The organism is Pseudomonas sp. P110(2024), assembly GCF_057480795.1.
The window spans coordinates 458186-473225 of record NZ_JBLIYT010000002.1 but is presented as its reverse complement, the minus strand read 5'-3'; the positions used below and the strand labels follow the sequence as shown (position 1 = coordinate 473225).

General features: G+C 64.2%; 14 protein-coding genes, 2 rRNA genes and 1 pseudogene. 15 read left to right on the top strand and 2 right to left on the bottom strand.

All coding sequences use genetic code 11. The annotated features are described in order from the left end of the window. From AC25ND_RS05115 to AC25ND_RS05095, 5 genes are all read left to right on the top strand, one after another. Positions 1 to 471 (top strand): 23S ribosomal RNA (locus AC25ND_RS05115); the annotation flags it as partial. A 129-nt stretch (positions 472 to 600) separates the two neighbouring features. Further along, a 5S ribosomal RNA gene (gene rrf / locus AC25ND_RS05110) occupies positions 601 to 716 on the top strand. 227 nt (positions 717 to 943) lie between these two features. Next, a complete protein-coding gene (locus AC25ND_RS05105) occupies positions 944 to 1603 on the top strand; it encodes a paraquat-inducible protein A (RefSeq protein WP_062363899.1) in 660 nt (219 codons plus the stop codon). After that, on the top strand, positions 1590 to 2213 hold the full coding sequence (locus tag AC25ND_RS05100) for a paraquat-inducible protein A (protein ID WP_028689909.1): 624 nt from the start codon (positions 1590 to 1592) through the stop codon (positions 2211 to 2213). Before AC25ND_RS05105 ends, AC25ND_RS05100 begins: the two co-directional genes overlap by 14 nt. Beyond that, positions 2206 to 4506 (top strand): PqiB family protein, encoded by a 2301-nt coding sequence (locus AC25ND_RS05095; RefSeq protein ID WP_028689908.1) that lies wholly within the window; start codon positions 2206 to 2208, stop codon positions 4504 to 4506. The genes AC25ND_RS05100 and AC25ND_RS05095 overlap by 8 nt, the downstream gene beginning before the upstream one ends. A 209-nt stretch (positions 4507 to 4715) precedes the next feature. On the opposite strand, the gene rpsT is transcribed toward AC25ND_RS05095, so the two are convergent. Further along, positions 4716 to 4994, bottom strand: a complete 279-nt coding sequence (rpsT, locus tag AC25ND_RS05090) for a 30S ribosomal protein S20 (RefSeq protein ID WP_023533220.1) — start codon at positions 4992 to 4994, stop codon at positions 4716 to 4718. A 250-nt stretch (positions 4995 to 5244) separates the two neighbouring features. Here rpsT and murJ point away from each other — a divergent pair, with 250 nt between their 5' ends. The 6 genes from murJ (at position 5245) to ispH (ending at position 12577) form a co-directional block, all read left to right on the top strand. Continuing rightward, a complete protein-coding gene (murJ, locus tag AC25ND_RS05085) occupies positions 5245 to 6783 on the top strand; it encodes a murein biosynthesis integral membrane protein MurJ (RefSeq protein ID WP_028689907.1) in 1539 nt (512 codons plus the stop codon). A gap of 118 nt (positions 6784 to 6901) precedes the next feature. Next, on the top strand, positions 6902 to 7852 hold the full coding sequence (gene ribF, locus AC25ND_RS05080; protein WP_028689906.1) for a bifunctional riboflavin kinase/FAD synthetase: 951 nt from the start codon (positions 6902 to 6904) through the stop codon (positions 7850 to 7852). Then, a complete protein-coding gene (gene ileS / locus AC25ND_RS05075) occupies positions 7849 to 10680 on the top strand; it encodes an isoleucine--tRNA ligase (protein ID WP_062363903.1) in 2832 nt (943 codons plus the stop codon). The genes ribF and ileS overlap by 4 nt, the downstream gene beginning before the upstream one ends. Continuing rightward, positions 10673 to 11188: a signal peptidase II gene (gene lspA / locus AC25ND_RS05070; RefSeq protein WP_028689904.1), complete on the top strand. Its 516-nt coding sequence runs from the start codon at positions 10673 to 10675 to the stop codon at positions 11186 to 11188. Before ileS ends, lspA begins: the two co-directional genes overlap by 8 nt. Continuing rightward, entirely contained in the window at positions 11181 to 11618 is a 438-nt protein-coding gene (gene fkpB / locus AC25ND_RS05065) for an FKBP-type peptidyl-prolyl cis-trans isomerase (protein ID WP_028689903.1), read from the top strand. Before lspA ends, fkpB begins: the two co-directional genes overlap by 8 nt. A gap of 14 nt (positions 11619 to 11632) precedes the next feature. Continuing rightward, complete coding sequence (gene ispH / locus AC25ND_RS05060; RefSeq protein WP_028689902.1) at positions 11633 to 12577, top strand: 4-hydroxy-3-methylbut-2-enyl diphosphate reductase; 945 nt, start codon at positions 11633 to 11635, stop codon at positions 12575 to 12577. 1 nt (position 12578) lies between these two features. On the opposite strand, the gene AC25ND_RS05055 is transcribed toward ispH, so the two are convergent. Continuing rightward, a complete protein-coding gene (locus AC25ND_RS05055) occupies positions 12579 to 13028 on the bottom strand; it encodes a GspH/FimT family pseudopilin (RefSeq protein ID WP_051555643.1) in 450 nt (149 codons plus the stop codon). 136 nt (positions 13029 to 13164) lie between these two features. On the opposite strand from AC25ND_RS05055, the pseudogene AC25ND_RS05050 reads away from it, so the two are divergent. The 4 genes and pseudogenes from AC25ND_RS05050 to AC25ND_RS05035 form a co-directional block, all read left to right on the top strand. Next, positions 13165 to 13341: pseudogene (locus AC25ND_RS05050) on the top strand (prepilin-type N-terminal cleavage/methylation domain-containing protein); the annotation flags it as partial. A gap of 179 nt (positions 13342 to 13520) precedes the next feature. Continuing rightward, the gene (locus AC25ND_RS05045; RefSeq protein WP_088851385.1) at positions 13521 to 14168 is read left to right on the top strand and encodes a PilW family protein; all 648 of its coding nucleotides are present in this window, start codon (positions 13521 to 13523) and stop codon (positions 14166 to 14168) included. Continuing rightward, positions 14165 to 14635 carry a hypothetical protein gene (locus AC25ND_RS05040; protein ID WP_486976149.1) on the top strand — a complete coding sequence of 157 codons (471 nt, stop codon included), beginning with the start codon at positions 14165 to 14167 and terminating at the stop codon, positions 14633 to 14635. Before AC25ND_RS05045 ends, AC25ND_RS05040 begins: the two co-directional genes overlap by 4 nt. 1 nt (position 14636) lies before the next feature. After that, positions 14637 to 15029, top strand: a complete 393-nt coding sequence (locus AC25ND_RS05035; protein ID WP_028689898.1) for a type IV pilin protein — start codon at positions 14637 to 14639, stop codon at positions 15027 to 15029. Positions 15030 to 15040: the final 11 nt, after the last annotated feature.

Below are 15040 nucleotides of genomic sequence, written 5' to 3'. Positions count from 1 at the left end.
AAGGTACTCCGGGGATAACAGGCTGATACCGCCCAAGAGTTCATATCGACGGCGGTGTTTGGCACCTCGATGTCGGCTCATCACATCCTGGGGCTGAAGCCGGTCCCAAGGGTATGGCTGTTCGCCATTTAAAGTGGTACGCGAGCTGGGTTTAGAACGTCGTGAGACAGTTCGGTCCCTATCTGCCGTGGACGTTTGAGATTTGAGAGGGGCTGCTCCTAGTACGAGAGGACCGGAGTGGACGAACCTCTGGTGTTCCGGTTGTCACGCCAGTGGCATTGCCGGGTAGCTATGTTCGGAAGAGATAACCGCTGAAAGCATCTAAGCGGGAAACTTGCCTCAAGATGAGATCTCACTGGAGCCTTGAGCTCCCTGAAGGGCCGTCGAAGACTACGACGTTGATAGGTTGGGTGTGTAAGCGCTGTGAGGCGTTGAGCTAACCAATACTAATTGCCCGTGAGGCTTGACCATATAACACCCAAGCAATCTGCTACGCAGATTGTGGTGGTGAAGACGAAAGACCCGAAAGTTCGTACGACCACAAATTCACATATCCGAATTAGCCAAGAGTGTTCCTAAGACATTCTGGCAACAGAATTTCTTGACGACCATAGAGCATTGGAACCACCTGATCCCATCCCGAACTCAGCAGTGAAACGATGCATCGCCGATGGTAGTGTGGGGCTTCCCCATGTGAGAGTAGGTCATCGTCAAGATTCATTTCGCAAAACCCCTATCTGCGCGAGCAGGTAGGGGTTTTGTCTTTTCCGCGTTTCTAAGCCAACGCCGGCTCTGTTGTGCAACACGCAGCGTGGGGGCGGGGGATCGTGTCGCCTGCGGAAAATGTGACCCGAACATCGATACAGTTCCTCATAATGGCCGTCTCCCACAATTCGAGTCGGAACACTAGAATAGAGCCGACGCATCCATTCAGAACCCCCTTATGCCCAACCCTGTCGATCCCGAAGCGCTCGCACAGCTGCCGCTGGACGAACTCGTGGCCTGCCACGAGTGCGACCTGCTGATGCGCAAGACCACGCTGCAACATGACGAGAAGGCCTTGTGCCCGCGCTGCGGCTACGAGCTGTACGCTCATCGCCACAACCTGATCAACCGTAGCCTGGCCCTGGTCCTGACCGCCCTGCTGCTGTACGTGCCGGCCAATTTCCTGCCGATCATGCAATTGCACCTGCTCGGCCAGACCTCCGACGACACCGTCTGGAGCGGTGTATTAGGCCTATACAACTCAGAGATGCGCGGCATCGCCGTGGTGGTGTTCCTGTGCAGCATGGCCATCCCTTTGCTCAAGCTGCTCTGCCAGCTGATGGTGCTGTTGAGCATCCGCCTGGATATTGGCCGCAGCTATGGCCTGCTGATCTATCGTATCTATCACCACCTGCGTGAATGGGGCATGCTCGAGGTCTACTTCATGGGCGTGCTGGTGGCCATCGTCAAGCTGGTCGACCTGGCCGAGCTGAGCATCGGCCTGGGCCTGTTCTGCTTCATCAGCCTGTTGCTGGTGCAGGTATGGCTCGAGGTGGTCATGTCGCCACACCAGATCTGGGTGGCCTTGTCGGGGGAGGATGTCCATGCGGGCGATTGATGCAGGCATCCTGGTCTGCAATGAATGTCACCAGCTGAACCGCCAGGAGCCGGACAGCACCTCGCAGGCCTGTACCCGCTGCGGCGCGGTGGTGCATGCCCGGCGGCCCAACAGCATCGTGCGCACCTGGGCGCTGCTGATAACGGCCATGGTGCTCTATATCCCGGCCAATGTGCTGCCGATCATGACCGTCAGCGCGCTCGGCCAGGGCAGCCCGGACACCATCATGTCCGGCGTCATCACCTTGATGAAGCACGGCATGCTACCGATCGCCGCGGTGGTGTTCATCGCCAGCATCCTGGTGCCGACCTTCAAGCTGGTCGGCATCGCCCTGCTGCTGTACTCGGTGCAGCGCCACCAGCCGCTCTCGGCACGCCAGCGCATCCTGATGTACCGCTTCATCGAATTCATCGGTCGCTGGTCGATGCTGGACATCTTCGTCATCGCCATCCTGGTCGCGGTGGTGAATTTCGGCCGCATCGCCAGTGTCGAAGCCAACCTGGGCGCCGTCGCCTTCGCCACCGTGGTGATCCTGACGATGCTCGCCGCTTTAACTTTCGATCCCCGACTGATCTGGGATAACACGGAGTCGGATGACGACCATGAGTGATTTGCCTACGGCTAAAACCCGGCCTGCTTCGAATTGGTCGGCCATCTGGATCCTGCCGCTGATTGCCCTGGCGATCGGCGGCTGGCTGGCCTGGCAGGCCTATCGCGATGCTGGTATCGAGATCCAGGTGCGCTTCGAGAGTGGCGAGGGCATCGTCGCCAACAAGACCGAGGTCATCTACAAGGGCATGTCGGTGGGCAAGGTCACCGCCTTGGTGCTGGATGACAAGGGTGACAACCGTGGCGTTGTCGCCACCATCGAGATGCGCAAGGAAGCGGGCCCGCACCTGACCAAGGGCACGCGTTTCTGGCTGGTCAAGCCAAGTGTCAGCTTGGCGGGTATCTCGGGCCTGGAGACGTTGGTCTCGGGTAACTACATCGCCGTTGATCCCGGGGAGGGGGAGCCGACCAAGCGTTTCACCGCGCTCAAGGAAGCTCCGCCGTTGTCCGATTCCGAGCCGGGCCTGCACCTCACCCTCAAGGCCGAGCGGCTGGGCTCGCTCAATCGTGACAGTCCGGTGTTCTACAAACAGATCCAGGTGGGGCGGGTGAAGAGCTATCGCCTGTCCGAGGACCAGGGCACGGTGGAGATCAAGGTGTTCATTGCGCCCGCTTACGCCAGCCTGGTACGTAAACACACGCGGTTCTGGAACGCCAGCGGGGTCAGCATCGACGCCGACCTGTCCGGCGTGAAGGTGCGCACCGAATCGCTCTCGAGCATCGTTGCCGGCGGCATCGCCTTTGCCACGCCAGAGAACCGCAAGGACAGCCCGCCCACCGACCCAAGCCTGCCGTTCCGTCTTTACGAAGACTTCGATGCCGCCCAGGCCGGTATCCGGGTCAAGGTCAAGCTGAGCGATTTCGAGGGGTTGCAGAAGGGCCGTACACCGGTGCTGTACAAAGGTATCCAGGTGGGATCGCTGAAGGAACTGAAAGTCGAAGGCGACCTCTCCACGGCCATGGCCGAGCTGACCATGGATCCCCTGGCCGAGGACTACCTGGTTGAAGGCACTCAGTTCTGGGTGGTCAAGCCGTCCATCTCCCTGGCCGGCATCACCGGTCTCGAGGCCTTGGTGAAGGGCAACTACATTGCCGTGCGCCCGGGTGAGCCAGGTGCCAAGCCGCTGCGCGAATTCGAGGCGCGTCCCAAGGCGCCGCCGCTGGACCTGAAGGCGCCGGGCCTGCACATGGTGTTGTTCGCCGACACCCTGGGTTCGCTGGAGGTAGGCAGCCCGGTGATGTATCGCCAGGTGCGGGTGGGAAGCGTGCAGAGTTACCAGTTCGCTCGCAACAGCAAACGCATCCTGATCGGCGTCCATATTGAGAAGGAGTACGCCAACCTGGTAAACGGCTCCACGCGCTTCTGGAATGCCAGCGGCATCACCCTGACCGGCGGGCTGTCGGGCATCCAGGTCAAGAGCGAGTCGCTGCAGACGCTGATGGCGGGTGGTATCGCCTTCGATACGCCGAAACCGGATGTGCCGCTCAAGCGCCGCATTCCGCGTTTCCGCCTGCACGAGAGCCAGGATGCGGCCAACCGTGCCGGTACCTTGATCACTATCCGTGTCGACCGTGCCGAAGGCTTGAAGCCGGGCACGCCGATCCGTTTTCGGGGCCTGGATGTGGGCAGTGTCGAGAGCGTCGACCTGACCGCTGATCTGCAGGCCGTGGTGCTGCGTGCACGGATCACCCAAGCGGCCGAGCGTATCGCCCGTGCCGGCACCCAGTTCTGGGTGGTCAAGCCGGCCTTGGGCCTGGTGCGTACCCAGAACCTCGACACCTTGATCGGCGGCCAATATTTGGAAGTGCTGCCGGCGCTCAAGGATAAGGGGCCGCAGCGTGACTTCATCGCCCTGAGTGATGCGCCGGAGGTGAAAGGCGAGGAGGTCGGCCTGCCGCTGACCCTGAGCGCGGCGCGCCGCGGCTCGATCAAGCCGGGTGTGCCGGTGACCTATCGAGAGGTCACGGTGGGCAAGGTCACCGGCTTCGAGTTGGGCCAGACCGCCGACCGTGTGCTTATCCACATCCTGATCGAACCGCGTTACGCCGGGCTGGTTCGTGGCGGCAGCCGTTTCTGGAACAGCAGCGGGTTCGGCTTCGACTGGGGGCTGTTCAAGGGCGCCACGGTGCGCACCGAGTCGGTGGAGACCCTGATTGAGGGCGGAATTGCCTTCGCCACGCCGGACGGCGAACAGATGGGTAACCCGGCGCGGCCGCAGCAGACCTTCGCCTTGTTCGACAAGGCCGAGGATGCTTGGCTGGAGTGGGCGCCGAAGATTCAGATTGGTAAGTGATCGAACAGTTGACCTGGTACCTGTAGGAGCGGCCTCGTGTCGCGAAAGGGCTGCACGGCAGCCCCAGGATTTCAGTGCAGACGCACAATCGCCGGGGCCGCTTTGCGGCCCTTTCGCGACGTAACGCCGCTCTTACAGATAGAGGGGGAGAGAAATCACAGGTATAAAAAAACCGACCCTAGGGTCGGTTTTTTCGACAAGAACGTCGCTTAGGCAGCTGCAGCTTCTTTCAGCGCCTTGATGTGGCCATTCAGACGGCCTTTGTGGCGAGCAGCTTTGTTCTTGTGGATGATACCTTTGTCGGCCATACGGTCGATTACAGGTACAGCCAGAACGTAAGCGGCTTGCGCTTTTTCGGCGTCTTTTGCGTCGATGGCTTTGACTACATTCTTGATGTAGGTGCGGACCATGGAACGCAGGCTGGCGTTGTGGCTGCGACGCTTCTCAGCCTGTTTTGCACGTTTCTTGGCGGAAGGTGAGTTGGCCACCGTCGAGCTCCTCGAAAGACTTTAGGTAAATAGCAAACAAAATAGGCCGCGAATCATGCCGATGAGTCGAGCGGATGTCAAGGCCACCTGCAGGGTTCCGCCGAGTGGTGAGCCAGCAGGAGGGAAATATTCCTTTCTGCCGCACGACCTGTAAACTCGGGAATTTTTGGCTCCCCTGCGAAGGCGCGGGAGTATCGCACATTCGGACGCTGTCTGGCAGCGCCCTCTGTCCCTGGCGTGAAATTTTTCGATGAACCTGCTCAAATCCCTGGCCGCGGTCAGCTCCATCACCATGATTTCCCGGGTGCTCGGTTTCGTGCGCGATACCATCCTGGCGCGGGTGTTCGGCGCCGGTATCGCCACCGACGCCTTCTTCATCGCCTTCAAACTGCCCAACCTGTTGCGGCGGATCTTCGCCGAGGGGGCCTTCTCCCAGGCCTTCGTGCCGATCCTGGCCGAATACAAGACCCAGCAGGGCGAGGAGGCCACCCGTACCTTCATCGCCTACGTGAGCGGCCTGCTGACCCTGGTCCTGGCCCTGGTCACGGTGATCGGCATCCTTGCTGCGCCGTGGGTGGTCTGGGCCACCGCGCCGGGCTTCGTCGACAGCGCGCAAAAGTACGAGCTGACCACCGCGCTGTTGCGGGTGACGTTTCCTTATATATTGCTGATCTCGTTGTCGTCGCTGGTCGGCGCGATCCTCAATACCTGGAACCGCTTCAGTGTGCCGGCGTTCACGCCCACGCTGCTCAATGTGGCGATGATCGCCTTTGCCGTGCTGCTGACGCCGTACTTCGACCCGCCGATCATGGCCTTGGGCTGGGGCGTGCTGGCCGGTGGCCTGGCGCAGCTTTTGTACCAGCTGCCAGCGCTGAGGAAGATCGGCATGCTCGTGCTGCCACGCCTGAACCTGCGCGACAGTGGCGTGTGGCGCGTGCTCAAGCAGATGCTGCCGGCCATCCTCGGGGTGTCGGTGAGCCAGATTTCGCTGATCATCAACACCATCTTCGCCTCGTTCCTGGTGGCAGGCTCGGTGTCATGGATGTACTACGCCGACCGTCTGATGGAGCTGCCGTCCGGTGTGCTCGGCGTGGCCCTGGGCACCATCCTGCTGCCGACCCTGGCCAAGACCTATGCCAACAAGGATCGCGAGGAGTACTCGCGGATCCTCGACTGGGGCCTGCGCCTGTGCTTCCTGCTGGTGCTGCCCTGCACCCTGGCCCTGGCCATCCTTGCCGAGCCGCTGACCGTGGCGTTGTTCCAGTACGGCAAGTTCACCGCCTTCGACGCTGCCATGACCCAGCGCGCGCTCATCGCCTATTCGGTGGGCTTGCTGGCGATCATCCTGGTCAAGGTGCTGGCACCTGGCTTCTATGCGCAGCAGAATATCCGCACGCCGGTGAAGATCGCGGTCTTCACCCTGGTCTGCACCCAACTGTTCAACCTGGCCCTGGTCGGCCCGCTGGCCCATGCCGGGCTGGCCCTGGCCATCAGCCTGGGCGCGTGCCTGAACGCCGGCCTGCTGTTCTGGAAACTGCGCAGCCAGCAGCTGTTCCAGCCGCAGCCGGGCTGGATGCCGTTCCTGCTCAAGCTGGTGCTGGCCGTGACCCTGATGTCGGGCGTGCTGCTGCTGGGCATGCATTACCTGCCGGCCTGGGAACAGGGCAACATGCTTGCGCGCTTCCTGCGTCTCGGGGCGCTGATTGCCGCGGGCGTGGTGACCTACTTCGGCTGCCTGTTCCTGTGCGGGTTCCGCCCACGGCATTTCGCCCGCAAGGCGTTGCATTGAGGCGCATGAGGGGTCAGGCGTCGGTTTTTCGCATTCCATGCCCCCTGGGGGCGCTGCTGCCTGTCACCAGCGCCCGGGTGTGGTTATAATCGGCCACTTTATGAGCAAGAAGCGCGTTATGCAGCTGGTTCGAGGTCTTCACAACCTGCGCCCCGAGCACCGGGGCTGTGTCGCCACCATTGGCAACTTCGACGGGGTCCACCGCGGCCACCAGGCGATCCTCGCACGCCTGCGCGAACGCGGCCAGGCGCTGGGCCTGCCCACCTGCGTGGTGATCTTCGAGCCGCAGCCGCGCGAGTACTTCGCCCCGCAGAGCGCTCCGGCGCGCCTGGCCCGCCTGCGCGACAAGGTCGAGCTGCTGGCCGGCGAGGGCATCGACCGCGTCCTGTGCCTGTCGTTCAACCAGCGCCTGAGCCAGCTCAGCGCCGAGCAGTTCGTCAAGGCGGTGCTGGTCGATGGCCTGGGTGTGCGCCATCTCGAAGTGGGTGACGACTTCCGCTTCGGCTGCGACCGCGCCGGCGACTTCGCCTTCCTCACCGAGGCCGGCAAACGCCACGGCTTCACCGTCGAGGCGGCCAACACCGTGATCCAGGACGGCCTGCGGGTCAGCAGCACCGAAGTGCGCAAGGCCCTGGCCGAAGGCGACTTCGAGCTGGCCGAGCACCTGCTGGGCCGTCCGTACCGTATCACCGGGCGCGTGCTGCATGGCCAGAAGCTGGCCCGCCAGCTCGGCACCCCCACCGCCAACATCCAGCTCAAGCGCCGTCGCGTGCCGCTGTCCGGGGTCTACCTGGCCAGCATCGAAATCGACGGCAAGGCCTGGCCGGGTGTCGGCAATATCGGAGTGCGCCCCACCGTCGCCGGTGACGGGCGTCCTCACCTGGAGATTCATCTCCTGGACTACGCCGGCGACCTGTATGGCCGGCGCCTGACGGTGGAATTCCACCACAAGCTGCGTGAAGAGCAGCGTTTCGCCTCCCTGGAGGCGCTGAAGTCGGCGATCGACGCGGACATCGCCGCCGCACGTGCCCACTGGCACGCTCAACCGCTAACGAAGAGCCTGAAATGACCGACTACAAAGCCACGCTTAACCTTCCGGACACCGCCTTCCCCATGAAGGCCGGCCTGCCTCAGCGCGAACCGCAGATCCTGCAGCGCTGGGACAGTATTGGCCTGTACGGTAAGCTGCGCGAGATTGGCAAGGATCGTCCGAAGTTCGTCCTGCACGACGGCCCGCCCTATGCCAACGGCAAGATCCACATCGGTCATGCGCTGAACAAGATTCTCAAGGACATGATTGTCCGCTCCAAGACCCTGTCCGGTTTCGATGCGCCGTATGTGCCGGGCTGGGACTGCCACGGCCTGCCGATCGAGCACAAGGTCGAGGTCACCCACGGCAAGCACCTGACTGCCGACCGTACCCGCGAGCTGTGCCGCGAGTATGCCGCCGAGCAGATCGAAGGGCAGAAGACCGAGTTCATCCGCCTGGGCGTGCTGGGCGACTGGGACAACCCGTACAAGACCATGAACTTCGCCAACGAGGCCGGTGAAATCCGCGCCCTGGCCGAGATGGTCAAGCAGGGCTTCGTGTTCAAGGGCCTCAAGCCTGTGAACTGGTGCTTCGATTGCGGCTCCGCCCTGGCTGAAGCCGAGGTCGAGTACGCCGACAAGAAATCCCAGACCATCGACGTCGCCTTCCCGGTGGCCGATGCCGACAAGCTGGCCGCCGCCTTTGGCCTGGGCGCGCTGGCCAAGCCCGCCGCCATCGTGATCTGGACCACCACCCCGTGGACCATCCCGGCCAACCAGGCGCTGAACATCCACCCGGACTTCAAGTACGCCCTCGTCGATACCGGCGAGCGCCTGCTGGTGCTGGCCGAAGAGCTGGTCGAGTCGTGCCTCAAGCGCTACAACCTGGAAGGCTCGATCATCGCCACCGCTCCAGGCTCGGCCCTGGAACTGATCAACTTCCGCCACCCGTTCTACGACCGCCTGTCGCCGATCTACCTGGCCGACTACGTCGAGCTGGGCGCCGGTACCGGCGTGGTGCACTCCTCGCCAGCCTACGGTGAAGACGACTTCGTCACCTGCAAGCGCTATGGCATGGTCAACGACGACATCCTCACCCCGGTGCAGAGCAACGGCGTGTATGTCGAGTCGCTGCCGTTCTTCGGCGGCCAGTTCATCTGGAAGGCCAACCCGGCCATCGTTGAAAAGCTCAGTGAAGTCGGTGCGCTGATGCACACCGAGACCATCAGCCACAGCTACATGCACTGCTGGCGCCACAAGACCCCGCTGATCTACCGCGCCACCGCGCAGTGGTTCGTCGGCATGGACAAGCAACCGAGCACTGGCGAGCCGCTGCGTGAGCGCGCGCTCAAGGCCATCGAAGAGACCAAGTTCGTTCCGGCCTGGGGCCAGGCGCGCCTGCACTCGATGATCGCCAACCGCCCGGACTGGTGCATCTCGCGTCAGCGCAACTGGGGCGTGCCGATCCCGTTCTTCCTTGACAAGCAGACCGGCGAGCTGCACCCGCGCACCGTCGAGCTGATGGAAGAAGTCGCCAAGCGCGTCGAGCAGGAAGGCATCGAGGCCTGGTTCAAGCTGGACGCTGCCGAGCTGCTCGGTGACGAGGCTGGCCAGTACGACAAGATCACCGACACCCTCGATGTGTGGTTCGACTCTGGCACCACCCACTGGCACGTGCTGCGCGGCTCCCACGACATCGGCCACGCCACCGGCCCGCGCGCCGACCTGTACCTGGAAGGCTCCGACCAGCACCGTGGCTGGTTCCACTCCTCGTTGCTCACCGGTTGCGCCATCGACGGCCACGCGCCGTACCGCGAGCTGCTGACCCACGGCTTCACCGTGGACGAGAACGGCCGCAAGATGTCCAAGTCGCTGGGCAACACCATCGAGCCGCAGAAGGTCAACGACACCCTGGGTGCCGACATCCTGCGCCTGTGGGTCTCGGCCACCGACTACTCCGGCGAGATGGCGGTTTCCGAGCAGATCCTGCAGCGCAGCGCCGATGCCTATCGCCGCATCCGCAACACCGCGCGCTTCCTGCTTTCCAACCTGTCCGGCTTCGACCCGGCCCGTGACCTGCTGCCGGCCGAAGACATGCTGGCCCTGGACCGTTGGGCGGTCGACCGCACCCTGCTGCTGCAGCGCGAGCTGGAAGAGCACTACAGCGAGTACCGCTTCTGGAACGTCTACTCGAAGATCCACAACTTCTGCGTGCAGGAGCTGGGCGGCTTCTACCTCGACATCATCAAGGACCGCCAGTACACCACCGGCGCCAACAGTGTTGCCCGCCGCTCGTGCCAGACCGCGCTGTACCACATCAGCGAGGCGCTGGTGCGCTGGATCGCGCCGATCCTGGCGTTCACCGCCGACGAGATCTGGCAGTACCTGCCGGGCGAGCGCAACGAGTCGGTGATGCTCAACACCTGGTACCAGGGCCTGGCCGAGCTGCCGGCCGACGCCGAGCTGGACCGTGCCTACTGGGATCGCGTGATGGCCGTTAAAGCCGCGGTCAACAAGGAGCTGGAAAACCAGCGTACCGCCAAGGTCATCGGCGGCAACCTGCAGGCCGAAGTCACCCTGTTCGCCGAAGAGGGCCTGACCGCCGACCTGAGCAAGCTCGGCGACGAGCTGCGCTTCGTGCTGATCACCTCGGCCGCCAGCGTGGTGCCGTTCGTCCAGGCGCCGGCCGATGCCGTGACAACCGAAGTCGAAGGACTCAAGCTGAAAGTGGTCAAGTCCGGCCATGCCAAGTGCGGCCGTTGCTGGCACTTCCGCGCCGATGTGGGCAGCCACCCGGAGCATCCGGAGATCTGCGCCCGTTGCGTCGACAACCTGAGCGGTTCGGGTGAGGTGCGCCACTATGCCTAATGCTCCTGCAGGGCGCTTCGGGCGCCTTGCCTGGCTCTGGCTGAGCCTGGTGGTCCTGGTCCTTGACCAGGCCACCAAGCTGTACTTCGACAACGCGCTGACCATGTACCAGCAGATCGTGGTCATTCCCGACTACTTCAGCTGGACCCTGGCCTACAACACCGGCGCCGCGTTCAGCTTCCTGGCCGACAGCTCCGGCTGGCAGCGCTGGCTGTTCGCGCTGATTGCCGTGGTGGTCAGTGCCGTGCTGGTGGTCTGGCTCAAGCGCCTGGGGCGCAACGAGACCTGGCTGGCCGTGGCCCTGGCCCTGGTGTTGGGCGGCGCGCTGGGTAACCTGTACGACCGCGTCGTGCTGGGCCATGTGGTCGACTTCATCCTGGTGCACTGGCAGAACCGCTACTACTTCCCGGCCTTCAACCTGGCCGACAGCGCGATCACCGTGGGCGCGGTGATGCTGGCGCTGGACATGTTCAAGAGCAAGAAGTCCGAGGAAGCCGTCCATGACTGAGACCCGCATTGGCCAGAACACCGAAGTCACCCTGCACTTCGCGCTGCACCTGGAAAACGGCGACACCGTCGACAGCACCTTCGACAAGGCCCCGGCCGTGTTCAAGGTCGGCGACGGCAACCTGCTGCCGGGCTTCGAGACGGCCCTGTTCGGCTTCAAGGCCGGTGACCAGCGCAAGCTGACCATCGCCCCTGAGAACGCCTTCGGCCAGCACAACCCGCAGAACGTGCAGGTGATGCCGCGCTCGCAGTTCGAAGGCATGGAGCTGTCCGAAGGGCTGCTGGTGATCTTCAACGACGCCGCCAACACCGAGCTTCCAGGCGTGGTCAAGGCGTTCGACGACAACCAGGTGACCATCGATTTCAACCATCCACTGGCTGGCAAGACCCTGAGCTTCGAGGTGCAGATCCTCGACGTGAAGGCCGTGTGAGCCTGGAGCCGAGCATGCAAATCAAACTCGCCAACCCGCGCGGCTTCTGCGCGGGGGTCGACCGGGCGATCGAGATCGTCAACCGCGCCCTGGAAGTCTTCGGCCCGCCGATCTACGTGCGCCACGAAGTGGTGCACAACAAGTTCGTGGTCGAGGACCTGCGCAACCGTGGCGCGATCTTCGTCGAAGAGCTGGACCAGGTGCCGGACGACGTCATCGTCATCTTCAGTGCCCACGGCGTTTCCCAGGCCGTGCGCCAGGAAGCCGCCGGCCGTGGCCTGAAGGTGTTCGACGCCACCTGCCCGCTGGTGACCAAGGTGCATATCGAGGTTGCCAAGTACAGCCGCGATGGCCGTGAGACCATTCTCATCGGCCACGAGGGGCACCCGGAAGTCGAAGGCACCATGGGCCAGTACGACGCCAGCAACGGCGGTGCCATCTACCTCGTCGAGGACGAGGACGATGTCGCCAGGCTGCAGGTGCGCAACCCTGACCACCTGGCCTTCGTCACCCAGACTACCCTGTCGATGGATGACACCAGCCGGGTGATCGACGCCCTGCGCGAACGCTTCCCGAACATCGGCGGCCCGCGCAAGGACGACATCTGCTACGCCACCCAGAACCGCCAGGATGCCGTCAAGCAACTGGCCGACGAGTGCGACGTGGTATTGGTGGTCGGCAGCCCCAACAGCTCCAACTCCAACCGCCTGCGCGAGCTGGCCGAGCGCATGAGCACACCGGCCTACCTGATCGACGGCGCCGAGGACCTGCAACGCAGCTGGTTCGACGGGGCCGAGCGCATCGGCATCACCGCCGGGGCCTCGGCGCCCGAGGTGCTGGTGCGTGGCGTGATCGACCAGCTCAAGGCCTGGGGCGCGACCGGCGCCGAAGAGCTCGACGGGCGCGAGGAGAACATCACCTTCTCCATGCCCAAGGAGCTGCGGGTTCGCTCGATCTGAGTCAGTCCGGTGCACAGCGGCGGCCCTCGTCGCTGCGCAGGCTGACCCGGCCACTGGGGCTGAGCACCACCTGATGACGGCTGTCGAGGGTGGTGCGCGGGCAGATGTCCAGCGTGGTGCCGACGAAGCCCACCCCCAGCGGCGCCCCCCGGGCGCTGAACCTCACGACCCGGTACGAGGTCGTGGCAATCTTCAGCGGCCTGTGCAGGCGATGTTCCTGTAACCGTTCGCCATCCTGTTCCAGCACCACCCGCCAGCCTTTGCCCCAATCTTCCTCCAGTGGCCTGACCAGCACGGCCTGGTGTCTCAGCGCTGCCTGGTTGCGGGCGCCGCGCAGGGTCTGCGCCAGCTCCCTGGCCACGGCACCGACGTAAAGCTCATCGCTGAACTTGCTGTAGGCCGATATGCCCTGGTGTGTCAGAAGGCTCAGCACGCCTAGTGCGAACATCATTTGTATCAGTGTTACGCCTTGTTGCCCCACGCTGCATTCCTCCCTGGAAGTGCTTCTCTGTAGCTTCCAGGGTGCCTGGCAAGGGCGCCAGTCGGCCGGTTCGTGTTGTGGGCGAGGAAAGATCCCAGGAGGGGCAATGGACGTGAGGGAAAGGGGCATGACGCTGCTGGAGGTGCTGCTGGCCGTCACGGTGCTGACACTGGGGCTGTTTGCATCGGCGGCCTTGCAGTTGCGCGGGCTGCAGGCGGTCGAGGGGGCGCGGCGGGAAGGGCAGGCGTTACAACTGGCCCAGGGCATGTTGGAGCGCGTGAGGGCAGCGGAGGCGATCGAGGCGGGCGAGGAAGCGGCCTGGCAGTTGCGTCTGACCCAGGTGCTCGGTGGTGCGGCGCAGGGGCGCATGAACCTGGCCGGGGGCGTGCTGGTGCTGGACGTCGATTGGCCGGGCATGGGCGAGGGGCGGCAGTCGCTGAGCGTGCAGGGCAGGGTGCTGCCATGAGGCGTCGGCAGACGGGGCTGGGCCTGGTCGAGGCACTGTTGGCCCTGGCACTGGGCCTGATGCTGCTGGTGGCAGCTGGCCAGGTGTTCGTCTCGGCGTATCAGGCCTGGCGACTGCAGGGCGCGGCGGCGCGCCTGCAGGATGACGCGCGCCTGGCCTTGCAGCGAATGGCCGAGGATATCCGCCAGGCGGGGATGTTCGGTTGCCTGCGTCTTGAGGCCGAGGACTTCGCCGATCCTGGCGCGGCCCAGGCCTTCGCGTCGCCCATTGAGGTCACGGGCGACAGCCTGACCCTGGTTGGCGCCGAGTTGCCCGGGTTGCTCGGCAGCCCGGACTGGACCGTGCTCAGCGACTGCCGCAGTTGGGCGCGCGTGCAGCCCGGGCAGCACGTCGGGGACGGCGAGTTGCTGGCGCTGCCGGTGCGTCGGGTAACCTACCGGGTGCGCAACGGCAGCCTGATGCTCACCAGCAATGCGCAGCATGCCAGCCTCATCGACCAGGTGCGGGCGCTGGAGGTCAGCCGTGTCGAGGCGGGAGCGGGCGAGCGGCTGGATATCCGCCTGACCTTGCATGACCGGCAGCACGGGCTTGAACAGCACCATTCACTGAGCGTGGCCTTGCGCAACCCGGGAGCCGGGTCGTGACGGGCCAGCGCGGTATCGTACTGTTGCTGGCGTTGAGCCTGAGCCTGCTGTTCGGCCTGCTGGCAACCCTGGCCCTGCGCGAGGCGCTTTTGCAGCAACGTCAGGCAGGCGATCAGTTGGCCGGCGCGCGAGCCTTCGAGCAGGCGGAGGCGGCCTTGATCGAGGGCGCAGAACTGCTTGCAGGCGGCATCCCGCCCCGATGCCAGGCCTGTCCGCCACCCAGTCCACCTGATACGCAGTCTTCTCCACCCTGGCTGGCGACCCGCAGTGGCTTCGTTTACCTGCAAACCCTGGGAGACAGCCTGCGTGTCGCGGGTCAGCCCGTCGGGGGCAGGCTGACGCTGGTCCGGGTGACGGCGGTGGGCCTTCAAGCCCGCGGGCGGCAACTGCTGGAGGCGGTCTATGCCATCGACGGTGACGGCGCGGTGAAACGGATCAGCTGGCGCCAGCGCCTGGGGGAGGGCTGAGATGCAGCGCGGCCTTGGTCTGATCGAATTATTGATTGTCGTGGCGCTGATCGGCATGCTGGCAGCCATTGCCTACCCCAGCTACAGCGACCAGTTGCGCCGCGCCGCACGAAGCGAAGCGGTCGGCCTGCTGCAGGACGCGGCATTGCGCCTGGAGCAGCACCGCGCACGCGTGGGCGGTTATGCCGACAACGAGCAACTGAGCACCGTGTTGCCCGCGGGCACGCGCTACTACCGCCTGCAGGCCTGGCGCGACACTGACCGTTTCAGCTTGCGCGCCAGCCGCACACCCGAAGCCTTCATGGCGGATGACCGCTGCGGCGACTTCCTGCTCGATCAGGCGGGCGTGCGCGATAACACGGGCGCGGGCGACCAGGCGTGCTGGGGAAGCTGAAGATCATGAGG